The organism is Streptomyces sp. NPDC025784 (assembly GCF_055558435.1).
In genome coordinates, this window is record NZ_JBVHMN010000006.1 from 189,027 (window position 1) to 210,859 (window position 21,833).

The 21,833-nt window shown below is 69.0% G+C and carries 18 protein-coding genes and 4 pseudogenes; 10 read left to right on the forward strand and 12 right to left on the reverse strand.

The features are described 5' to 3' along the window. Positions 1–219 precede the first annotated feature (219 nt). A complete protein-coding gene (locus ACZ4IF_RS16255) occupies positions 220–1,446 on the reverse strand; it encodes a PP2C family protein-serine/threonine phosphatase (protein WP_467563707.1) in 1,227 nt (408 codons plus the stop codon). 326 nt (positions 1,447–1,772) lie between these two features. On the opposite strand from ACZ4IF_RS16255, the gene ACZ4IF_RS16260 reads away from it, so the two are divergent. The 4 genes and pseudogenes from ACZ4IF_RS16260 to ACZ4IF_RS16275 all read left to right on the forward strand — a co-directional run. Beyond that, positions 1,773–2,687, forward strand: coding sequence for a hypothetical protein (locus ACZ4IF_RS16260; protein ID WP_467563353.1), 915 nt, complete (start codon positions 1,773–1,775; stop codon positions 2,685–2,687). After that, positions 2,663–2,764, forward strand: a pseudogene (locus ACZ4IF_RS16265) (transposase); the annotation flags it as partial. The gene ACZ4IF_RS16260 and the pseudogene ACZ4IF_RS16265, both read left to right, overlap by 25 nt. Before the next feature lie 224 nt (positions 2,765–2,988). Continuing rightward, positions 2,989–4,074 carry an IS110 family RNA-guided transposase gene (locus tag ACZ4IF_RS16270; protein ID WP_467563709.1) on the forward strand — a complete coding sequence of 362 codons (1,086 nt, stop codon included), beginning with the start codon at positions 2,989–2,991 and terminating at the stop codon, positions 4,072–4,074. A gap of 17 nt (positions 4,075–4,091) precedes the next feature. Next, a pseudogene (locus ACZ4IF_RS16275) lies at positions 4,092–4,364 on the forward strand (transposase); the annotation flags it as partial. Here the strand turns inward: ACZ4IF_RS16275 and ACZ4IF_RS16280 are convergent. Then, a complete protein-coding gene (locus ACZ4IF_RS16280; RefSeq protein WP_467563355.1) occupies positions 4,329–4,664 on the reverse strand; it encodes a hypothetical protein in 336 nt (111 codons plus the stop codon). The pseudogene ACZ4IF_RS16275 and the gene ACZ4IF_RS16280 sit on opposite strands and share 36 nt — an antisense overlap. Positions 4,665–4,736: 72 nt before the next feature. Between ACZ4IF_RS16280 and ACZ4IF_RS16285 the strand changes: the two genes are divergently transcribed. Beyond that, complete coding sequence (locus tag ACZ4IF_RS16285; RefSeq protein ID WP_467563357.1) at positions 4,737–5,309, forward strand: transposase; 573 nt, start codon at positions 4,737–4,739, stop codon at positions 5,307–5,309. Here the strand turns inward: ACZ4IF_RS16285 and ACZ4IF_RS16290 are convergent. From ACZ4IF_RS16290 to ACZ4IF_RS16300, 3 genes are all read right to left on the reverse strand, one after another. Continuing rightward, positions 5,296–5,673, reverse strand: a complete 378-nt coding sequence (locus ACZ4IF_RS16290; protein WP_467563359.1) for a hypothetical protein — start codon at positions 5,671–5,673, stop codon at positions 5,296–5,298. The genes ACZ4IF_RS16285 and ACZ4IF_RS16290 overlap by 14 nt on opposite strands. Positions 5,674–5,712: 39 nt before the next feature. Continuing rightward, positions 5,713–6,201, reverse strand: coding sequence for a cupin domain-containing protein (locus ACZ4IF_RS16295; protein WP_467563361.1), 489 nt, complete (start codon positions 6,199–6,201; stop codon positions 5,713–5,715). A 106-nt stretch (positions 6,202–6,307) separates the two neighbouring features. After that, positions 6,308–6,994 (reverse strand): amidohydrolase family protein, encoded by a 687-nt coding sequence (locus ACZ4IF_RS16300; RefSeq protein ID WP_467563363.1) that lies wholly within the window; start codon positions 6,992–6,994, stop codon positions 6,308–6,310. A 480-nt stretch (positions 6,995–7,474) separates the two neighbouring features. Here ACZ4IF_RS16300 and ACZ4IF_RS16305 point away from each other — a divergent pair. Continuing rightward, positions 7,475–7,651: pseudogene (locus tag ACZ4IF_RS16305) on the forward strand (M4 family metallopeptidase); the annotation flags it as partial. A 79-nt stretch (positions 7,652–7,730) separates the two neighbouring features. Here ACZ4IF_RS16305 and ACZ4IF_RS16310 read toward each other — a convergent pair. Then, entirely contained in the window at positions 7,731–10,547 is a 2,817-nt protein-coding gene (locus tag ACZ4IF_RS16310) for an FtsX-like permease family protein (protein ID WP_467563711.1), read from the reverse strand. Between the two features lie 5 nt (positions 10,548–10,552). Continuing rightward, positions 10,553–11,257 (reverse strand): ABC transporter ATP-binding protein, encoded by a 705-nt coding sequence (locus ACZ4IF_RS16315; protein ID WP_467563365.1) that lies wholly within the window; start codon positions 11,255–11,257, stop codon positions 10,553–10,555. A gap of 70 nt (positions 11,258–11,327) precedes the next feature. On the opposite strand from ACZ4IF_RS16315, the gene ACZ4IF_RS16320 reads away from it, so the two are divergent. Then, positions 11,328–11,966 carry a PadR family transcriptional regulator gene (locus ACZ4IF_RS16320; RefSeq protein WP_467563367.1) on the forward strand — a complete coding sequence of 213 codons (639 nt, stop codon included), beginning with the start codon at positions 11,328–11,330 and terminating at the stop codon, positions 11,964–11,966. 195 nt (positions 11,967–12,161) lie between these two features. Here the strand turns inward: ACZ4IF_RS16320 and ACZ4IF_RS16325 are convergent, their stop codons facing one another. The 4 genes from ACZ4IF_RS16325 to ACZ4IF_RS16340 form a co-directional block, all read right to left on the reverse strand. Then, positions 12,162–13,166 (reverse strand): MerR family transcriptional regulator, encoded by a 1,005-nt coding sequence (locus ACZ4IF_RS16325; RefSeq protein ID WP_467563369.1) that lies wholly within the window; start codon positions 13,164–13,166, stop codon positions 12,162–12,164. 3 nt (positions 13,167–13,169) lie between these two features. Further along, positions 13,170–13,841, reverse strand: a complete 672-nt coding sequence (locus ACZ4IF_RS16330; RefSeq protein WP_467563371.1) for a HEAT repeat domain-containing protein — start codon at positions 13,839–13,841, stop codon at positions 13,170–13,172. A gap of 180 nt (positions 13,842–14,021) precedes the next feature. Further along, positions 14,022–14,546: a hypothetical protein gene (locus ACZ4IF_RS16335; protein ID WP_467563373.1), complete on the reverse strand. Its 525-nt coding sequence runs from the start codon at positions 14,544–14,546 to the stop codon at positions 14,022–14,024. Between the two features lie 416 nt (positions 14,547–14,962). Beyond that, positions 14,963–15,895, reverse strand: coding sequence for a hypothetical protein (locus ACZ4IF_RS16340; protein ID WP_467563375.1), 933 nt, complete (start codon positions 15,893–15,895; stop codon positions 14,963–14,965). Positions 15,896–16,232: 337 nt separating this feature from the next. Here ACZ4IF_RS16340 and map point away from each other — a divergent pair, with 337 nt between their 5' ends. From map to ACZ4IF_RS16355, 3 genes are all read left to right on the forward strand, one after another. Further along, the gene (gene map / locus ACZ4IF_RS16345) at positions 16,233–17,000 is read left to right on the forward strand and encodes a type I methionyl aminopeptidase (protein WP_467563377.1); all 768 of its coding nucleotides are present in this window, start codon (positions 16,233–16,235) and stop codon (positions 16,998–17,000) included. Between the two features lie 424 nt (positions 17,001–17,424). Then, positions 17,425–17,748: a hypothetical protein gene (locus tag ACZ4IF_RS16350; RefSeq protein ID WP_359496943.1), complete on the forward strand. Its 324-nt coding sequence runs from the start codon at positions 17,425–17,427 to the stop codon at positions 17,746–17,748. Positions 17,749–18,145: 397 nt separating this feature from the next. After that, positions 18,146–21,154 carry a 3-keto-alpha-glucoside-1,2-lyase-like domain-containing protein gene (locus tag ACZ4IF_RS16355; RefSeq protein ID WP_467563379.1) on the forward strand — a complete coding sequence of 1,003 codons (3,009 nt, stop codon included), beginning with the start codon at positions 18,146–18,148 and terminating at the stop codon, positions 21,152–21,154. A gap of 146 nt (positions 21,155–21,300) precedes the next feature. Here the strand turns inward: ACZ4IF_RS16355 and ACZ4IF_RS16360 are convergent. Further along, positions 21,301–21,744 (reverse strand): annotated as a pseudogene (locus tag ACZ4IF_RS16360) (acyl-CoA dehydrogenase family protein); the annotation flags it as partial. Positions 21,745–21,833 lie beyond the last annotated feature (89 nt).

The following is a 21,833-nucleotide window of genomic DNA, read 5'->3' on the forward strand; positions in this document are numbered from 1 at the left end:
TCCGTGAGGCCGCTCCGCTACCCGGCGCCCTCCGGGCCACCCGCAAAGGACTGCCTGACGGTCGTTCAGGATTCAGGTGCGCTCGGCGAGAAGCACAGACCTCGCGGGCAAAGAGCCAGGCTCGACCGACGGACGTCCACGCAGCACAGCGAGTCGGTGACGTAGGAACACACCCGCCCGCGCCGCTCGCCTGAGGGCATGTCCGCGCAAGGCCACGGGTCATCGGGTCTGCGGGCGCCATTCGAAGAGCAGGATGGTCAGGTCGTCCCGCAGCTGGTTGCGCTGGTGATCGAGGATGGCGTGAATGAGCAGTCGCAGCACCTCGGCCGGGCGCTCTCCGGCCGCGTGGGAGCGGATGATGAAGTCGGTGAAACGCTCCAGGCCGAACTCCGCACCGTCCGCGTCGCGAGCCTCCACGACACCGTCGGTGTAGAGCAGGACGCAATCGCCCGGTTCCAGGGTCGTCTCGTGGACCTGCCGGCCTGCTGGGGCGAATGGGCCGGCCAGGCCGATCGGCGGCTGTGCGGGGCTGTCCAGCGCCCCGGCGAGCACCCGCTCGGCACGGATCAACAGCGGTGGCGGGTGACCGCAATTGACCCAGCGCAGCACTCCGGTCTCGGCATCGAGCCGACACAGCACGCCGGTGCAGAACTGGTCGGGCAGCCACTGGGCGAGCGCCTGGTCGACGGAGCCGACGACGTCGGCCAGGTGGCCACCGCCGCGGCGGGCGTTGCGCGCCGCCGCCATGGCGACCGACGTGGTCAGGCCGGCGGTCAGATCGTGCCCCATGGCGTCGAGGATCATGGTGTGCAGGACGTTCTTGACCACCGAGTGGTCGAAGGCGTCGCCGGCGACGTCGTACGCCGGTTCCATGGCCGCCGTCGAGACGCACCTGGCGCTGCCGATGGTGCGGGGCGGCAGGAAGGCCCGCAGCATCTCGGCGGGCAACTGCATGGTCGCGGTGCGGGTACGGGCGGCGAGCCAATCGCTGTAGGCGCGTTTGGAGGTGATCAGCATGGCGAGCAGATGGGCCAGCATCCGGATGCGACGCATCCGTATCCCGTCGAGCGAGGCGGTTCGCACCGCCAGCACGCCCAGCCGCTCCGCACCGTCGACCAGGGGCATCCAGAGGATCAAGCCGTCGTCGGCCTCGGCCACCCGCGGGGAGACCGTACGGTACGCCCAGCCCGCCGACGAGAGGTCCACCGGCAGCGGATCCAAAGCCTCGTCGAGTGGGATGAGCAGCCGTTGCTGCAGGTCGACGAGGTAGATCAGCGCGGTGTCCAGGCCGAGGGACGAGGCGCACCGGTTCGCCAGGGCGGGCAGTTCGACCGGCAGGGCCGTCTGCGCCTCGACGATCAGCTCTTCCAGCCGATTCTCGTCGATGGCGGTGTCGGGACCGGAGAACGCGTGCGGCGGATCCGACACGGGGATCACCCCTTCCATGCCCAGTCTCACATCGACCCCGGCCTTTCTCACGTCAGGCAAGCTCGGGACGAGGCCGAGAACGGTCGGCCGAGCTCGACCAGGTCCACCTCATGCACCAGCCATGTGATCGGTCGGTCCGGTGTCCTCCCGCTCTCCCGCAGCACACGCGCATGTCCCCGTACCGTCGGGACGGCTGGTTCCTCGCTCCTGGGTCTCCACCCTCGACCAGCGCCTCCAGGCGGACGACACCCGCCTGACCCACGTCTTCCAAAGCCCCGGTCAGACGGTGCAACCGTTCGGCGCACTCGTATGTCTGATCTTCAGGACACGAGTTGAGGAGAGGCATGGCCGACCGCTGGGACGTGACCCCTGTGGGCCCGGGCACCGCGCCCGAGAAGTGGTTGCTGCGCGTCGGTGTCCTGGGCCTCCTCCTTGCGGCCCCGGGCGCGGCGGTGGGTTACTTCGAAGGTTTTGACGACGGCACGGAGGCCGGAGACTTCGCCTGGCTCATGATCTTCTTTGGCGGTCTGCTGATGGGTGTCACGGCATGGGTCGGTGTGCTGCGTCGGCTGGATCCCGAGTCGAGGAGGGAGCGTCGCCGCAGGACCGCCGTCCGCCGTTCCCGTGAGGAACCCCTGGCTGCCGCGGAGCTCACGCGTGAGTCGCTCCTCGAAGCGGCCGTACGCTCCAGAGAGACGCCTGTACAGCCGCAGCCGCCCGCGCCCGTGACCGACAGCCGGGGGCGGTTGGTCTGGTGGCGCAACCGCGACCTGCTCACCGCTTTCGCCCTTCCCTCCATAGCCGTCTGGACCGTCGTCATGGCGCTTGTCGGGTTCGGCGGCGTGCTGCACATCCTCGGCGGGACCGGCCGCGGGTGGTTCTTCCTCGTGGCCTCGGCCGTCGGCCTGGTGGCCCTCGTGTTCGAAGCACGGCTCGCCCGCGGTCTCGCCCGCCTGGCCACCAGCGAGCAGGTACGCCCGATGCGATGGCTGCTGCTGCGCGAACCGGACGCGGGTGAGGCCTACTTGCTGCTGTACCAAGCCGACGACGATCCGGACGAGGCTGCGCCGATGCTTCTTCGGCTCGCGAATAAGCGGCACGCACGACGCCTCCCTCCGACAGGCGTCGCGGACGTTCACGGCCTGCTCTCTTCCGTCACCGTGCTCGTGCCGTGGATCGACGGCTCACCTGTGTGGACCCGCCATCCCGTGACCACCCTCGACCTGACGACCGGACCCAGAACCGGTCGAAGTTCCTAGAGTTCTGCCGCTACTTGCGCTCCTTGCACCCTGTCACGGTGCGGATCGCCATCGTCTGCGACAACTGTGAGGATCATGGTGTGCCGCAGGGGGCCGGAGCCTGACCCGTGCGACAACTGGCCGCAGTTGCCTTGGAGTAGAACTGTCGGCCCTGGCCTCCTGCGGTGCGTACTGCCGCCGGTCCGGTGAACGTGTCTCGATAGGGGCTTTGCTGCACAAAGCACCGTCACAGTTCTGACCGTCCACCGGACCGGTGTCAGCCACCAGACCCAGTCCAAGGAGCCTCGTGACCGTCACCAGCATGCCCCACGCGACGCTGTCAGCGCAGAGGGACCCGGGCCGGACCGAGCAGGCCGAGGACGTGATCCTGGGGGTGGACACTCACAAAGATGTCCACGTGGCCGCTGTCATCACGGTCTTGGGTGCCTCGCTCGCTCACCAGGAGTTCCCGGCCAGCGCCGTCGGCTATCGACAGCTACTCGCCTGGGCACGGTCGTTCGGCGTCCTGCGTCGGGCCGGTGTCGAGTGCACCGGGTCCTTCGGAGCCGCGCTGGCCAAGATGCTTCGTCGGGAAGGCCTTGACGTCATCGAGGTCAATCAGCCCGACCGCGCCACCCGGCGCAAGCGCGGCAAGACCGATGCCATCGACGCGGACGCGGCTGCCCGCTCGGTACTGTCCGGACGCGCCACCACCGTGCCGAAGACCGCGGACGGTCCCTCAGCGGACATGCGGGTCCTGCGGCTGGCCAAGGAATCGGCGGTCAAGGCCCGTACCCAGGCGCTCAACCAGCTCAAGGCCGTCCTCATCTCCATCGACCCGGACCTGCGCGAACTGCTCACCGGCCTGAGCAACCCGGCCCTGGTTGCCACCTGCGCGGTCCTTGATCCCGATGGCCGAGGCGAGGGCGTGTTCACGATGCGTCTGCTCGCCCGCAGGGTTCAGCACCTGTCCGACGAGGTCAAGGAACTCACCCGGCGCACCACCAGGGCCGTGCGCGCTTGCCGGCCCCGGATGCTGGACCTCGTCGGTGTCGGACCCGACAGCGCCGCGGTCCTCCTCATCGCCGCAGGTGACAACCCTGACAGGCTCGCCGACGAAGCCTCCTTCGCCGCGTTGTGCGGCGTCAGCCCGGTCGAGCAGTCCTCGGGCAAGACACAACGGCGGCGGCTGAACCGCGGTGGCCACCGCCAGGCCAACGCCGCCCTCTACCGCATTGTGCAGACCCGCATACGCTGGGACGAACGTACCCAGACCTACCTGCAGCGACGCACCGCCGAGGGCATGTCCAAGCGCGAGATCATCCGATGCCTCAAGCGGTACGTCGCCCGCGAGCTCTACCGGCACATCCAGCCCCGGGCGACCAGCCAGGTCCCTTCTGCGGCTTGACGAAACATAGGGGCTTCTACTCTCCACACCGGACAACGAAACGCTGCCAGCGGGTCGCGACGTGGGCAGAAGCAAACAATGTTGAGATCGCCTACACCCCGACGAACGCCTCCTGGCTCAACCGCATCGAAGCCCAGTTCACCGCCCTGCGCTACTTCACCCTCGACGGCACCGATCACCCCAGCCACAAGGAGCAAGGCAGCATGATCCGCCGCTACATCATCTGGCGGAACAAGCACGCCCAGGACAAGCGGCTAAGCGAAATCGTCACCCGAGCCAACATTGCCTGAACCGAGCCACGAGCAAACAGCCGCGACTGCCCCCGCGTTTTCCGAGGCCACCAGCCGATCGTCGGCCTCGACCAGGAAGGGCGGCTGACCGCCCGGACCGGTATCGAGCTGGACGCGATCCGGGACTGTCTTGTCACCCAGGAAGTACACGTTGTCGTCGTCACCGGCGTGGGTGACCGCCAGACGTTGGATGATCAACCCGGGCACATCATGACGTATCTGTGCGAAAACCTGATCGACCGGCCCGCCGGTCAGATCGCCCGGCCCCCACGGTCGGGTCCGACCCAAAGCTCTCCCCATGACCGCGAGTATGGCAGTGCCGGCCCAACGCAGCAGGGCAAACGTTGCTTGATGCGGCACTAGACCGTATCGGTGGACTCCACCGTTTGCCGGGCTCACCAGCATGCCGCCGGAGCAAGAAAAGGGGGCGCCAGGCCAGACCGAGCCCGACGATCACGGACTCGGACGCTCCCGAGGCGGACTGAGCACGAAGGTCCACCTGGCCGGCCGCTGGCCCTGTGCATCACCGCAGGCCAGGCAGGTGATGCACCAGCCTTCGAAGCCGTCATGGCCAGGATCCGCGTTCCGCGAAGCGGGGCCGGAAGACCGAGGACCCGACCGGATGCCGTGCTGGCGGACGGCGCGTACTCAACCCGCGCGATCCGGAGCCACCTTCGCCGACGTGGAATCCGCGCTGTCATCCCCCAGCCCTCCGACCAGGTCGGCCACCGTTTGCGGCGAGGCCGCGGCGGAGGCCGTCCGCCTGCTTTCGATGCCGAGGCATACAAGCAGCGGAACACGGTCGAGCGCTGCACCAACCGACTCAAGCAGTGGCGGCCTGGCCATGCGAACGGACAAGATCGCCAGCGCCTACCAGGCCGCACTCCACCTCGCCGCCACCCTCATCTGGGCCCGGCCATGGGCCGCTGCCTCAGCGATCGATGACCCAATGCGCGTTCTCCGGCCACGACCCCGCGCTGACAATGTGCTCCACGAGCCTGAACGCTTCGCCTACGGGCACGGTGTCGAGGTCCGGGTACTCGTCGTTCTGTCCGTTGGACAAAACGAATCCCTCGCTCGATCCTTCGGCCCCTGGATCCACGGCATGCGCGCCGGGATCGCCCTCCCCGTCGAGCAGCATCACCATCGCCCGCTCGGTGTTCGTCAGGAAGGTCAGCGATCGTCCGGACGAACTCGTCAGCCACGTCTCGAGCAGCCCTCTGGCAATCCTGGCCCGAAGCGTCTCCAGCACCCCCTCGGACGACACAGGGACGGCGCTTCTGTCATCGATCACCCAGGACTCGACCATGAGCACGACGATCTCACGGACGGATCCAAGAGACAGTCCCTAAGGCGCGTCGACGAAGAAGCTGTCGTGGCGCAGCAGGAACTCCCGCAGCTCCTCGCCGCCGCGCAGCGCCACCTCGCCGATCTTCTCGAAGTACTCCTCGCGGGGTGCGCCGGGCGTGAAGAGCAGAAGCATCGACGCCGGCTCGTCGGCCTCGTTGTGGAAGGCGTGCAGGCCGCCGGGCGGCACGTAGAGGAAGTCGCCGGGACGGGCGGTGATCCATTGGTCGCCGTTGAAGAGGTTCACCGCCCCGGAGAGGATGAAGAACGACTCCGAGATCGACCGGTGGAAGTGGGTGCTGGGGCCAGGGGAGGCCGGGCCCAGATCGACCCGGTACAGGCCGAACTCGCCGCCCGTGGATGTGTGGGTGGCGAGGTAATGGGTGCGGTTGCCCGTGGGTGCGGTGATGTCGGGCGAGGTGTCCGCGGGGCGGAACAGAGCGGTGATCTCGCCCTGTTCTCCGAGGTAGCGGGGCTCCGGGTAGGACATGATCGGTCGTCGCCTCCTTCGCTCTCGGTCGAGACACGACATGGATCCAGCCTGCCTCGCTGGGGGCGGCGGGGCCTCCCGGGGCCCGCGGGGCGCGGGCGTGCTGCTACGGGTGGTCGGCGCTGATGCCGAGGAGGGCGACGGCGTTGGTGTCGAGGATCGCGCGGGCCTGTTCGGGTGGGAGTCCGGCGTGTTCGACGTAGCTGACGGCGGTGCGGAAGAGATCCCCCGCTTCGTAGGGGAAGTCCGTCCCGAGGACGATCCGGTCCGTCCCGAAGGACTCCACGGCGGTGCGCAGGGCCGGGGTGTGCCCGTGTCCGACGCTGTCGTACCAGAGGCGGCGCGCGGCGGCGGACGGTTTCTCGGGGGTGTCGGGTGCTTCCCAGGCGTACTGGTTGTCCGCGCGCTGGAGCAGCATCGGCAGGGTGCCGCCGAGGTGTGAGGCGAGGATCCGCAGGCGCGGGTAGCGGCTCGGGACACCGGCGAGGATCAAGTGCATGATCGCCACCGTGTCCTCGATCGGCGCCCCGATCGACCAGGTGAGCCGGTGCTCGGAGATCAACGGTGTTCCGGCGCCGCAGCCCGCGGCGTGGATGTACAGGACGGCGCCGCGGCGGTCGAGTTCGGCGAAGATCGGCTCGAAGGCCGGGTCGGCGACGGAACGGTGCAGTACAGACGTGGTGGTGCAGACCCCGGCCATGCCCAACTCGTCCAGCGCGCGGTCGAGTTCCTGCAGAGCCAGGCCGGTGTGGGCAGGGGCAGGGACGCGAAGGCAAGGAACCGGTCCGGCCACCGGCGTACGACGTCGGCGTACTCGTCGTTGATGAACCGCGCGGCGTGCAGCGCCTGTTCGGAGTCGGCGAAGTGGGGCGACTGCGGAGCGGCGGAGATCACCTGATGCGTCACCCCGGCCGAGTCCATGAGTTCCGTACGGGCCTGGATCTCGTCCTCGCCCAGCCCGGCACCGAAGCCGCGCTGTGCCGCGGTGTCGGTCTTGCCGTGCCGTCGAGCAGGTCGAGATAGTCCTCGGTCCAGACGTACACGTGCGCGTCGACCCTCATGGCCACCTCCGTCACTCGGTTCGACCAGTCTCGAATTCCGGGCCGCGCGGCGCCAACGCAACTGCGCGGGAGTGGACACCGGGGCCCTGTGCGAGGCTGCGCTCAGGGCGTCGGTGAGTTTCGCGCGCCTTCGGTCTGCGCAGGTCAGAGGGATGCCGCACTCGAGCGCGCGGGTGGAGGACCCGCGGAATTGGTTCGGCCTGTCACGCCTGAAAAGGGCCGGACAGATCTGGTACGACGTCCTCACGGGTGGCGAACTCACGGAGCTGGCGTTGTTCTCCGACTTCGCCACCTTGACGATGCGTGCCGCACGCGAACGATACGGCCACGGCGAAGAACCTCAAGCGGTCTACAAGGCCTGGGAACAGGTCGGCGTACGGGCATTGTGAACCAGAACCGATCGGACCGACCGGTGGTGCTGCTCCAGCAGGCGACCTTGGCGGAAGCGGGCAGGAGCAGCCACGAGGTTCAGTCGGCGGCCAGCAGATGGGCCGGAGCGATCTGGGAGAGTTTCCGGATGGGCACCGTCAGGGCGGCACTGACCAGTGCGGTGGCGGCCAGCGTGGCCAGGAGTGCGGCGCCGGTGATCGCGAGGAGGTGTCCCTGCAGTACGCCCTGCCCGAGCACCACCACTGCCGCCAGGCCCAGCGCGGCGCCGGACAGGCCGCCCAGCAGAGCCAGTCCGATGCCCTCGCAGAGGGTCAGCAGGGCGAGTTCGCGGTTGGTCCAGCCGGTTGCCCGCAGTACGGCCAGATCGGCCGCGCGTTCGCGTTGCGAGAGGACCAGTACGTCGACGGCTCCCGCGGAGCCGAGCACCAGTGACAAGGCGACGCTGAGGTAGTCGGCGGTCCGGGCCTGTGCCACGACGGCGTTGCCGAGCAGCGACCCTGCCACTTCGCCCTGGAAGGCGAGGGTCAGGGCGAGGAGCACCGTGAAGGCGGCCACTCCGAGCGCCAGGCCCGCCGCGCCGAGCAGGGTACGGCCTCGCATCCGCAGGAGGTTGAGCAGGGCCAGGCCGGCCACCGAGTGCACCGGGCGGGCCCGGCGGACCGCCGTCACCGGAGGCCGGACGGCCTGCATGGGGCCCAGCCGGGTGGCGCGCCAGGCCGGGATCAGGCCTGCGGCCGTGGCCAGCAGCAGCGCCACCGGGAGGACCAGGAGGGATCTGGCGCCGGCGTCGGGCTGGCCCAGCAGTCTGCCGAGCACGTACGCCAGCAGCGCCCCCGCGGCCCCCGCCGCGAGCCCGATCGCGGCCAGTTCGCCCAGGACCAGGCGGAGTACTTCCGCGCCGCTCCAGCCCACGCAGCGCAGCGTGCCGATCTCGGTGCGGCGGGAGCGTACCGAGGCCAGCGCCGCCTGGCCGAGGAACAGCGCGCAGACGACCAGGACCAGTGTGAACAGGATGGCGCTCTTGGTGTCGACCGCCTTGAGGATCCGCAGTGCCACGCCTTTGCTCACCCAGCGCTCCGTCACATGCGCCGTGGTGCTCAGCGCGACGGTCTGGGGGGTGGGCGAGCTGCCCACCGTCACGTCGACCTGGAGCTCGGGGTAGGCGGTACGGATCTTGCCGGCCACGGCGTTGACGCGTGCGCGGGAGGCGGCGTCGACGCCGGTCACTCCGGCCACCCGGAGCCTGATCGCGCTGACGGGTGCCGTGTCCTGGAGGTTCGGGGTCCGGCGGCTCTTGGTCAGCGCGGTGACGGAGTCCATCGTCGTCAGCATCGTGGGAGGTGGGGTCAGGTAGCCGCCCAGGTTGCGGTCGGGCCGCAGTGACGTGTCGTTCAGCGTCGTGCGGGTCGCCTTGTCGGCGCCGGTGACCTGAGGGGACTGGTACGTCTCCAGCGGGGCCTCGGTCAGGGGCGAGAAGCCGGGCAGTTTGCCGGTGTCGAAGCGGCCGACGACGTGGAACAGCGGGTTCGGCAGGCGGCCGTAGTCGAGTTTCTCGCACACTCCCAAGCCGTTGCAGAAGGTGGAGGGGTGGCTGGTCACCTTCCGGTACTGCGGGCCCGTGTTCTCCTCGGGGACGTCCGCCACCGGTTGCTGGTTCAGGTTGGTCACCCACAGGCCGGGTTTCTGCGGCGGCCGCGGCTGTACGGTGAGGTCGCCGCCGGATGTGCGACGGTAGGTCACGGGGCCGACGGTCCAGTAGTCGGTGGCGTCGACCCCGTAGGTGGGCACCGCCTTCTCGTAGCCCCGGCTCAGGTCGACGGCGACACGGCCCACGGGTGTGCCGCGCAGGTTCTTGACGAAGCCGGCCGCGGTCGGATTGCCCAGTCGTGAAGGCAGCTCGGCCGGGTCCCCGGTGTCGAGTCGCTCGACGGTGGCGGTGATCTTCCCAGCGGTCAGCGGGCGGCTGCTGAGCACCACCGGTACGAACGTCTCCCTCTGGCCGTTCGGGTTCTTCGAGGGCGGCACCACCTGCGGCCTGTCCTGTTCGGTGAGCATCCGGCCCGAGGTGACGGTGCGGCGCAGGCCCACCAGCCGGTCCTCGGCCCGCGGGTCGACGGCGGAGAGCAGCACCGGGTAGGCGACCGGGATGTCGATGGTGGCCTTGCCCTGCCCCGACTGGCAGTTCATCCGCGAGTGCAGGTCGGGGTCGAACGCCGACCTGTCGCTGAGGTCCTCGGCGATGATGCTCTCCATCATCGGCAGTTCGAGGTTCCAGCGGGTCTTTTCCGTCTTGTCCCCGTTGAAGTAGAAGCACACGTTGTACTTCCCGTTCATCACGTACTGCCGCGTGCTCTTGTCGATCGCGCCCTTCTCCAGGGTGTCGGACTCGAAGACGTCGTGCTTCCCCGAGCTGAGCGGGCTGCGGGTGAGGTAGACGTACTGGTCGGCGGCGCGATAGGTGCTCAAGCCCGCGGTGAGCGTCGGGGCGATGCGCAGGATCTGCCGGGAGGCCTTGCCGTCGAGGAAGCGGGACACGTCGACGGAGACCGTGTTGTGCACCATCAGGTAGCCGATGTTGGCGACCGGCGCGGCCACGTCGACTCCGCTCATACGCTGGATGCGCCGGTACTGCTCCATGGTGATGCCGCCGAAGGTGCCGGACAGGAAATTGGGCGCGACCAGGCCGCTTCGGCGCTCCACGTCCGTCTGCGCGTTCGGCGGGCGCACCAGCACGTCGTACGCGGACCGGGCGTTCTTCCGTACCGTGCCCACGGTGCTCGCCTGGCTCGTGTGCACGGTCGAGGTCAGCAGAGTGAAGCTGGTCGCCGCCACCAGGATCCCTGCGGCCAGCGCCAGCGCGCGCCCACGCCGCCGCCGGAGCTGCCCGATGATCATTGCTATCACGGGCACAGACCCCCCAGCCGGTCGAGCACGTCGCCGGATGCGGTGATCCGCTGGTCCGAGGTGATCCTGCCGTCCTGCAGGCGCACCACCCGGTCGCCGTTCGCGGCGACTTCCGGGTCGTGGGTGGCGATGAGCATCGTCATGCCGTAGCGCTCCCGCAGGGACATCAGCAGGTCGATGATCTCCCGGCCGATGACGCTGTCGAGGTTGCCCGTGGGCTCGTCGGCCAGGAGCAGCCCCGGCCGGTTGATCAATGCGCGTGCCACGGCGACGCGTTGCTGCTGACCGCCCGACAGTTCCGCAGGCAGCGCGTCGGCCCGCCCGCCCAGGCCGACCGCTTCCAGCAGTTCCATGCCGCGCTCACGCCGGTCGAAGTCGACCTTGCGAGGGAGCACGGGGGCCAGCACGTTGTCCAGCACGGTCAGTGCGGGCAGCAGGTGAAAGCGCTGGAAGACGAACCCGATGCGCCGCCGGTGGCCGTCCAGGTCCCGAGGGCGCAGTTCCTTTCCGTCGATCTCGACGCTGCCGTCGTCGGGCCGGTCCATCCCGCCGGTCACATGCAGGACCGTGGACTTGCCGGCTCCGGACGGACCGGTCAGCATCACCGCCTCCCCGGGCGCGACCTCCAAGTCGACCTCGTCCAGGGCGATCAGGCCGGGATATCGCCGGCTCACCCCTCGCAACGCCACGCTCACAGCCATGGAAACAGCCCCCACTCCCCTACATTGCCGCAATGCAACGGTACATTGTCACAATGCAGGAGGGACGTATATGCCGCTACACCACGCCGTGCTCGCGCTCCTGACGCAGCGACCGAGTCACGGCTACGAGCTCAAGGCCCAGTTCGAGGAGACCATCGGGCCACAGTGGGGTGGCCTCAACATCGGGCACCTGTACCAGATTCTCGAACGGCTCGTCCGGGACGGATATGTCACGCGCTCACAAGTCGCGCAGCCCGACCGCCCCGACAAGAACCTGTACACGCTGACACCCGCCGGGAACGTCGAAGTACGCGCCTGGGCGACCACCGCCTCGGTCCGCACCGGCGGCTTCCGCGACGAGGTCTTCCTGAAACTCCTCGGAGCCGTCGCTCTGGGCAGCGAGGCGTTGGGCACCCTGATCGAGACCCAGCGGCAGACGTACTTGTCGGAACTCGCGGGCCTCGCGCAGCAGCGCAGGGCGCACGCCGGCGAACCACTGGTCGCCCTGCTGGTCGACGCCGCCGTCGCGCACACCAAGGCCGATCTCGGGCTGCTCGACAGCGCCGAACGGCACCTGACCCCACTCGCGGCGGCACAGGGCCGTCAGGCACCGCAGCAACCCCCGGCGCCGGACCACGGCCGGGAAGACATCACCGGAGCCGACACTGACCACGCCCGGGAGAGGGGGCCTTGGTCGGACTCCGCGTAGGCGGCGGCCACCAAGTCACCTGCCACAGGCGCGAGACACGCGCCGCACTGCCTGGGCGAGACTCGGCTTTCGTCACGATCGTGGTGGCGTACGAAGGCGACCTCACGGTACGCAGCGACCTTCTGGTCGACACATCACGCGTCGGGTCGGGCTCGGTCGGCCTTCATGGCCGAGCGCGCCCGGAGAAGGGATCCCTCACCGTGCCTCGCGCAGCTGAAGGAGATACGCCGCGGTCAGCGCAACGGCCCGGTCCTCGTCGTGCGACAGCTCCACGAGGGCACGTGACGCCGTGATCCCCGGGATGTCCGCCAGCGCCTGGGTCAGCCGTCCCCGTGCAGGCGCCGCAGTGGCGTCGTCGGCGAGGCGGTCGACGAGCCCGGTCGCGATCTGATCCGCCGTCACGGTGTCGCCCGCCAGGGCGCTCAGCGCATCGGCCGCATCGGTGTCGTTCCTTCCTTCCACGATCATGTCGATGAGCGTCGGGACGACATCGGCCACGCCCCGCGTCCCGAGCGCCAGAGCCGCATGTCCGCGAACCACGCCGTCGGGGTTCGCGAGGGCGTCACGCAGCCGCGCGGTGGCCTGGTCACCGGGCATCTCGGCGAGGGATCGGACGGCACGTTCCCGCACTGCGGCCACCGGTGAGCCCAGGCCCTCCGCGAGCAGTTCCGTGCCGCCCTCGCCCGATCGCGCCAGTGCCCACCGGAGGGCCCCGGCGACGTTCGGCTCCGTCTCGCTCAGCGTCGCCTCGACCAGCGCCGCCACCGGCACCGGAACCTCGTCGACCGAGGAAAGCGCCGCGCGTTGGCGCGCGTCGGGGCTCTTCGACTCAAGCGCCTGGAGAAGCGCGACGACCTGGAGGACGTCCTCCCAGCCGGCGGGTTCCGCGGCGTCGATCCGACGGAGTCGCGTGAGCAGTTCGGTCTCCGCCGCGAGGCGTTCGCGCGTCTGACGGATGAGGTCGTCGACGAGCGCCGAGGGCGCGAAGCCGGGGTCGTCGAGCGCACGCCCGATGTCACGCAACGACAGCCCCAGCGACCGCAGGCTCTCGATGTGGAAGATCCGCCGGATGTCCTCACCGGAGTACTCCCGATAGCCGGAGCCCGTACGACCCGAAGGCCGTACCAGGCCGAGCGACTCGTAGTGCCGGAGCATCCGGGCACTGACCCCGGACCGTCGCGCCACCTCACCGATCAACACTTCCTATTGTCCCTCCTGGTCGGAGTCGCCGAGGGCCAGGATGCGCTTCGCCTCCTCGATCGCGAACTCGAATCCGGCATCCGGGTCGCGCAGCAGCCGCTCGGTAGCGAGCCCGTGTGCGCGCACGCCGGGGTCGGGGACCGTCGCCGCGGAACGCAGAGCGGGCAGGACGACGTCTCCCAACGCGACCAGCGCACGGCTGAGGCTCAGCTGTGTCTCGCGCTCACCGCGCCCGAGCTGCGCCGCCAGGCCCGCGGCCAAGGCCGACTCCTCGCCTTGCGGGACGAGCACGACCGCGGCCCGCCAGGCGCTCCGCGCCACCTCGTCGTCGGCGTCGGACAGGAGCGCCGGTGTGATCGACGGCCACGCCTGCCGGTCCCCGATCTTGGACAGCGTGTGCAGCGCCTGGCTCCGTGCCTGCGCACGCTCCGAGCGGACTTCATGGAGCAGCCCGGGGAGCGTGATGGACACCGGGTGTCGGGTGAGGGCCCAGGTCAGCATGTCGCGGACGAAGAACTCCGGCTCGGTTCCGCATCGCTCGATGAGCTTGCCGACGAAGCGCGGGTCAGGCGTCGTACCGGCCTCCAGAGCCGCTCGCAGTCGTACGGACGACCGGCCGTCCTCCAGCGCTTGGAGCGCTCGTCCCGCCTCCGCGTCCTGTCTCGTCATGGCCATCGGGACCACCTCCTTGGCGAGTACTGAAGGCCTTGTCACCGTGTCAAGGTCAAACGGGACCCGCTCGCTTCGCGATCACCGGGCACCTGTGCTGTGTACCGGGCGTCTTCGTACGGCGCTGCGCATCGCGCAGATGCCGGCCACGAGGCCGGCGCGCGGCGCACCGCCCGGACGGAAGGTTCAGGCGGCGCGGTAGAGCGCGACGGGATCGGCGGGTGCCGTGTCGCGGGCCACGGTCGCCTGCACGAGGCGCGCGGTGTGGTCGGTGGCTGCGACGTGCGAGCGGTTCCGCGCGAAGACGACGAGGCGCAGCACCGCGAATCGCGCGACACCGGCGAGCGCGGAGGCCGACAGGTAGACGACCTGCTCAAGCAACGCGCCCGGTTCCACGACGAGTTGCTGCAGGACGAACATCGCCACGCAGGTCACCGCGTAGGCGGCTGCCGCGGATCCGGCGGACTGCGCATGCTGGCGCCAGGTCGCGCCCACACCCGCGCCGAAGGTGAAGCGGGCGTGCAGCTCGGTGGCGAGGAGCGTGGAAACCACGGTGATCAGGGCATTGGCCAGGCCCCACGGAATCCAGGAAGCGAGGGCCGCCACGGCGAAGCTGGAGGCGACACCCACTCCGCCGCCGCAGACCACGAAGCGGGCGAAGGCGGTGACGTTGCCGGGTTCCCCCGGCTGCCGTCTCTGCACTGTGTCCATGGTCCGCCCCCTTTGATCGCCCACCCCATGAAACGCGCGGTCCGCGGCCCGTAAGGCCTTCGAGCACGCATTTTCCGACATAGGAAACGCTACGTTGCATTCATATTTTGGGCAATCGATTTATTGCGCAGGATCGACGTACCAGCCGGTCAGAGAGGAATAATCGTTGCGATGGTTTGGCTTTAACGCAACGTCCGGATCTTGATTCCATTGCAATGGATTGGAGGTGAACGCTATGACGGAGGTGCCGTTCGGCCTGCGGGCGCACGCCGGCCCTGGAAGCCACGACCGAGGCGGGACCGCAGCAGTGCCGGATCCTCGACCACGTGGCGAGACTGCCCGCGGACCCCTTGAGCAGCCATGCCGTCTCGCAGCACGTGCAGGCCTCTCCCACCACCTACGGAATCCGCCAGGACTCAGCTGCGGGGCCAGTCCTGACCGGACGTCACCTCGCGTGCGATGCGACGCCACTGAGCCTGCCCGCCGGGCAGAGGCCAGGCCCACGTGGGCTGCGCCGCCGTATCGAGACCGCGGAGGCGGCGGGCGAGTTGCGGGCCGGCGATGGTGGCGCCGTCCGGGACGGCAGGGCCTTGGACGGCGCGGAGCTCGACGAAGCGAGCCAGTTCGCGCTCGTAGAAGCCGACGGCGTCATCGATGCGCAGGGCGAGGTCATAGCGCGGCACCGATCGATGCAGGTGCAGCAGCGGGGGCTCGACGGACTCGGCGATCGCCGCGGCGAGCCGTGCGTGACCGTCCAGGATCAAGTGGCAGTCGAGGCCACTGACCCACCACAACAAGACGGGTGGGAGAACCCCTTCACGGGCCTGCTTGCGGTACGCCTCGACCCGACTGTCGCCAGGATCGGGTACGGGCCGCAGCGGGAGAACCTCCCACGAGCCCGAGTGGACGGACCAGTCGATGTATCCGTCCGGATGGCCCTCCACGAGCATCGAGCTCCAGTACTCGGCAGTCGAAGCGTCAGCGTGACGCCGGCGCCGGAGCGGACTCCGGGCCGAGAGCATCCATCGACCCTCGTGCAACGGGCTGCCGGACGAGTCGATGAGGTGCTGCGCCAAGCGGTGAGCCCACCGTTCCGGGCTGCCCGCCAGGCCACGCGCCACGTCGGCGCGCAGCGGCGGAATGCACGACCGGTACTCGTCGGTGCGCCAGAAGTCCACGCCCTGGAAGTGGCCGTCGACATCGGCGAGCAGCACGGGCCGCGACTGCTGGGAGATCAGCAGCGGCGACCCGGCACTGAGCACGCACAGTCCCGGCAGGCGGCGATCCTCCAGGTCCAGGGACAGGCCCATCCATGCGCCGTCGTCCCGTGCGACATTGCTGCGCTGCATGTCGAGAGCGTAGACGGCCAATGCAGGGGAGACGCGGCGGACCGGGAGCGCGATGACGAGAGGGACGGGGGCGGGCCCGGCCGGTTTCGATCCTGCGCAGGGCCCCCAGGAAACCCTGTCACGGTCGCCACTTCCGCCACGCCGCGGCCGCCACCTCCACCGCGCTTCGGCGACCGCACGCTCGACGCGGCAGCCCGCCGAACCGCTCGCCGCACGCCAAGCTCCCGCTTCCGCCCCTGCCCCCGCTCCGACGGCGTCACGAGGAGCTTGCTCCCGCAACCGTGATACTAATACCGGTATAAGAATTGGGTAGGCGTGCTTCGAGGGAGTCGGACACATGGTGGAGATCAAGACCGATGCCGCATTGGATGCGATGCGGGAAGCCGGGCGCGTGGTGGCCCGCGCGCTGGCCGCGGTGCGTGACGCAGCCGGCGTGGGGGTGTCCCTGCGAGAACTGGACGAAGCGGCCCGGTCGGTACTGGACGAGGCCGGGGCCGGCTCGCCCTTTCTCGGATACCGGCCGTCCTTCGCCCCGGTCGCGTTCCCGGCCGTGATCTGCACCTCCGTCAATGACGCCGTGTCGCACGGCATCCCCACCGGCTACCGGCTGCGCGACGGCGACCTGGTGAGCATCGACTGCGGCGCGCAACTCGACGGCTGGGCGGGGGACGCGGCCATCACCTTCACCGTCGGAACGCCACGCCCCGGCGACCTCGATCTGATCGACGCCACGCAGCGAGCCCTCGACGCCGGCATCGCCGCCGCCCAGGTGGGCAGTCGCATCGGGGACATCTCCCACGCCGTCGACACGGTCGCCCGCAAGGCGGGCTGCGGCATGCCGGCCGACTTCGGCGGCCACGGCATCGGGCGCCGCATGCACGAAGACCCTCATGTCCCCAACCGCGGCCGCCCCGGCCGTGGTTTCCCCCTCCGCCACGGCCTCGTCCTCGCCATCGAGCCCATGTTCATGGCCGGCGGGCAGAACACCTACCGCACCGATACCGATGGCTGGACCCTGCGCACGACCGACGGCAGCAGGGCCGCACACATCGAACACACCGTCGCCATCACCGACCACGGCCCTCGCATCCTGACCCTGCCCTGAGGTTCCCCCGGACGCCGCCGGATCCGGGACCGGTCTCGACGGCGCGCGCACTGCTGCAACTGGCCGCAGTGGAGCCACCCTTGGTGCGACACGACGTTGCCCGGCGAGTGCCCTGCGCCCTGGGGCCGACTCGGCCCGGGTACGACAGCCGGCTCCGCCCCGGTGTTGCGATCCCCGCATCTCGGGTGGTCCACCGGACGAGTCTGGGGTGAGTGTCAGGTCCATCATGCCTGTTCGGCGGGTGTTTCGGTAGGACGGAGAGCACGTCCGTCCGGGCTTGTCGCAGAGGGCGGACGGCCCGCAAACTCGTCGTCATCCACATTCCGGCGTCCGTGCCGGCATCCGTCCTCGGCTGCCGGTGCGTTCGCCGTGCTGTCTCGTCGTGCGACGGGCGCGTCGGGAGCATGGGAACAGAGGGGGATCGTTGGATCAGGACATGGTCGTGCTGGCGAGGGTCAAGCTGCTCAGCGCCAACCGACGGGTGGTACGCGGCGCGGAGGGGCTGTGGGTGTACCGCCTTCTCACACAGGTCGAGCCGGAGGTGTACGGATCGAAGTTGGCGTACGTCCTGGTGGAGGCCAGCACCTCGCCCCTGGTGCGGGACCTGCCGGAGCAACGGCTGGCTCTGCTGGATGAGGCGGTGAAGGTGGCGACGGCCCTCAGCGCGGCGAATCCCTACCGGGCGAAGATGCTGGCGCGGGCACTGGCCGCGCGGCAGCGGGAGTCGGAGAGCCGTCCGGTGACGTAACGGGCCGACAGGGGCTCCGGGTGGCCCTGGTTCTTCCCACGTCTGGTCCAGCGAGAGCTGGGCCAGACACCTTCCTGCCTCTGCCTGCCTGGCAACGGTCCACTGGCGGCGCCCACCGCACCGATGACCGATGGGCCGGTCAAAACCCGGTGCATCCACGTCAGTTGAGGGGCTCGGCGAGGCCCCTCCCCCGTTGCCGCTACGGCTCACATCACGGCTTCCGCCGGCGAGCGGTGAACTTTGAACTCACTGATGACAAAGTATGGACGCGCTCCGCAAAAGACCCCTACCGTATCGACACAACCGCACCAGTACCGCACTCTCTGCGCGCCGCCCGCGCAGAGGGAAAGCTCGACCGGAGTGCGACCCGACGGCCTCCGGTCCGACTGGAGGTCCGATGCATCGACGGTTGTTCTCACGCGCCCGAAGACGGCTCACTCCGCTGCTTCTGGGCAGTTTCCTTGTCGGAGGTGTGTGGGCAGCGCCTACGACCGCCGCCGCCGGCGCCGACATCCCGCCCCAGGAACCGGGAGTGACCCTGCGGGTCTTCGACACCCAGGTTCCGCTCAGCAAGTTGTGCACACTCAAGCCGGGCCAGACACCCAACGTCGACAAGCTGATGCCGACCGTGGACTGGTCGACAACCGGTGACTTCGGCGGCTTCGCCGACAACTTCACGGCCGAGGCCTCCGGCTACCTCGTCGTGCCCAGCGACGGAACGTACGACTTCCGTCTCAGCAGTGATGACGGCTCACGGCTGATCGTCGACGACCGGACGGTCATCGAGCACGACGGACTCCACGCGGCCGAGCCCAAGGACGGATCCGTCCAACTCGGCGCCGGATCACACCCGTTCCGCATCGACTACTTCGAAGCCGGCGGAGAACAGCGCCTTGCGCTCGCCTGGAAGCCGCCGGGTGCGAACGACTTCACCACCGTGCCGAGCGAGGCGCTGAGCACCGACAGCGGAGTCGTCCGGGTCACCGCACCGGGCCGCAAGGAGTGCGAATCGGGGGCGGACAGCCCCGGCGACGGCCTGCCCCTGACCGAGGTACGTCCCGACCTCGACCTCACCGACCTGCGCCCGGACGGCTTCGACCCTCAAGTCACCGGCATGGACTGGCTGCCCGACGGCCGCCTGGCGATCTCCACCTGGGGTGGTTCCCAGACCACGGCGGGCGAGGTGTACCTCCTGGACCACGTCACCGGAAAGACGAGTCGCGACAAGGTGACCGTGAAGAAGGTGGCGAGCGGACTGCGTGAACCGATGGGCATCAAGTACGTCGACGGTTCGCTGTACGTGTCGCAGAAGCATGAGCTGACCCAACTGGTCGACAGCAATGGTGACTTCGTCACCGACGAGTACCGCAGGATCGCCACATGGCCCTACGGCGGCAACTTCCACGAGTTCGCCTTCGGCCTGCTCTACCGTGACGGCTACTTCTACGTGAACCTCTCCGTCGCCATCAACTACGGCGGGGCGACCACGACTCCGCAGCCGGCCCCCGGTCGGGGCACCACGTACAAGATCAACAAGAAGACGGGGGACATTCACCCGGTCGCAGGTGGCCTGCGCACCCCGAACGGCATCGGCTGGGGTCCCGGCGGCGACATCTTCACCACCGACAACCAAGGCGGCTGGCTGCCCGCTTCGAAGCTCGTCCACATCAAGCAGGACCGCTTCTTCAACCACTACACCGAGCCCCAGGGCCCCTTCGACGACCGCTCCGTCACCCAGCCGGTGCTGTGGCTGCCGCAGAACGAGATCGCCAACTCCCCCAGCACACCGCTCTATCTGGCCAAGGGCCGGTACGCCGGGCAGATGCTCTTCGGTGACGTCACCTACGGCGGGCTTCAGCGCGCCTACCTGGAAAAGGTGAAGGGCCAGTACCAGGGCGCCGTGTTCCGCTACACACAGGGACTCGAAGCCGGCGTCAACCGCATCACCATGGGCCCCGACGGCGCCATCTACGCGGGCGGGCTCGGTGCCGACGGCAACTGGGGCCAGGAAGGGAAACTGAAGTTCGGCCTGCAGAAACTGACGCCCAACGGTGGCAACACGTTCGACATCAAGGAAATGCGCGCCGTGGACGGCGGCTTCGATCTGGAGTACACCCAACCGCTGTCACGGAGCACCGCGGAGAAGCTGGCCTCCCACTACCAGGCCGAGCAGTGGCGTTACACCCCCACGTCGGACTACGGAGGGCCGAAGATCGCAGAGGAGCGGCTCGGTATCCGCTCGGCAACACTCGACGACGACGGTCGCACGGTCCACCTCCAGGTCGACGGCCTCAAGCCCGGCCGCGTCGTGCACGTCCGCTCCCCACGCCCCTTCGCATCCGCCTCGGGTGAGGCACTGTGGAGCACGGAGGCCTGGTACACCCTCAATGCCCTGCCGGGAAAGCAACCGCCGCCCGCCACGCTGTATGAAGCCGAGGAGGCGCGGCTGACCGGGACGGCGGGAATCAACACCGACCACACCGGCTACTCGGGCAGCGGCTTCGTCGATCGCTACAACACCGAGGGCAAGGGCGCCACGACCTTCGACGTCACCGTGCCCGAGGCCGGCGAGTACGACGTGAACCTGCGCTACTCCAACGGCCCCAACCCCTACCAGGGCACCAAGTCACTCTCGTTGTACGCCAACGGGCAGAAGCTGAGGCAGACGAAGCTCGCCTCGACCGGCACCTGGGACGCCTGGTCGACGCAGACCGAGCGGGTCATGCTCGGCAAGGGGAAGAACACCATCGCGTACCGCTTCGACTCCGGCGACGCCGGCCACGTGAACCTGGACCTGATCACCGTGCGCCCGCACGGCACCCGGGTCACCCTGTTCGACGGCTCCACCGGCTCGCAGGGTCAGTGGCAGCACACGAACGGGCGGGCCGTGCAGTGGCCGCTGACCGACGAACGATCCATGGAGGTGTGCTGCGGCGACATCCGTACCAAGGACGCCTACCAGGACTTCAAGCTGCACGTGGAGTTCCGCGTCCCGCTCCTGCCGGACGACGTGACCGGCCAGGACCGAGGCAACAGCGGCGTCTACCTCCAGGACCGCTACGAACTGCAGATTCTCGACTCCTACGGTGACACGACACTCGACACGAACGAAGCGGGAGCGATCTATCTGAAGAAGGCGCCGGACGTCAACGCGGCAACGGCCCCGCAGACCTGGCAGACCTACGACATCACCTTCCACGCAGCACGATTCGACGCCGACGGCACCAAGACCGCCGACGCTCGCGTGAGCGTCGTCTGGAACGGCAAGAAGGTCCACGACGACGTCACCATCAACGGCCCGACCGGCGGGGGCGCATCGGAGGGACTGTCGGCCGGAGCCGTCCGCCTCCAGGACCACGGCAACAAGGTGCGCTACCGCAACATCTGGATCGAACCGCTGAGCTGACGCCGACGGAACGACGAGAAGCAACGGACGCGCCTACGACCCTGTAGGCGCGTCCGTTGCACACACAGGCGGCGGGCATCCCTCGTGCCGGTCGACCCTTCCCCGTACTCCAGGCGCAGGGCGGGGTGCTGTGAGGGCAGACGGACTCAGGCGAGCAGAGAACGGCCGATGATCTCCTTCATGATCTCGGTGGTTCCGCCGTAGATGGTCCGGATGCGGCTGTCGGTGAAGGCCCTGGCGATCGGGTACTCGGTCATGCAGCCGTATCCGCCGTGCAGTTGCAGACACCTGTCCGCGACACGCTTCTGCAGCTCGGTCGCCCACCACTTCGCCATCGACGCGTGGACGGCATCCAGCGCACCACGTGCGTGTTCCTCGACGTACCGGTCCAGGAAAGCCCGGGTGACGGCGCACTCGGTCGCCCTCTCCACGATCTCGAAGCGGACGTGCTGGAGCCTGGCCAGCGGCCGCCCGAACGTCTCGCGTTCCTTCACGTACCGGGTGGTGATCTCCAGAAGGCGTTCCGCGCCGGCGACGGCAGCGACCGCGATCGTGATGCGCTCCCGCCCAAGGTTCGTCATCAGGTGCAGGACCAACTCACACGAGCAGACGAGTTGCGTTCGCAGACGGGGGCACGGATACGCGTGCGCCCAGGCATGGTCCGCAGGCATCCGATGCG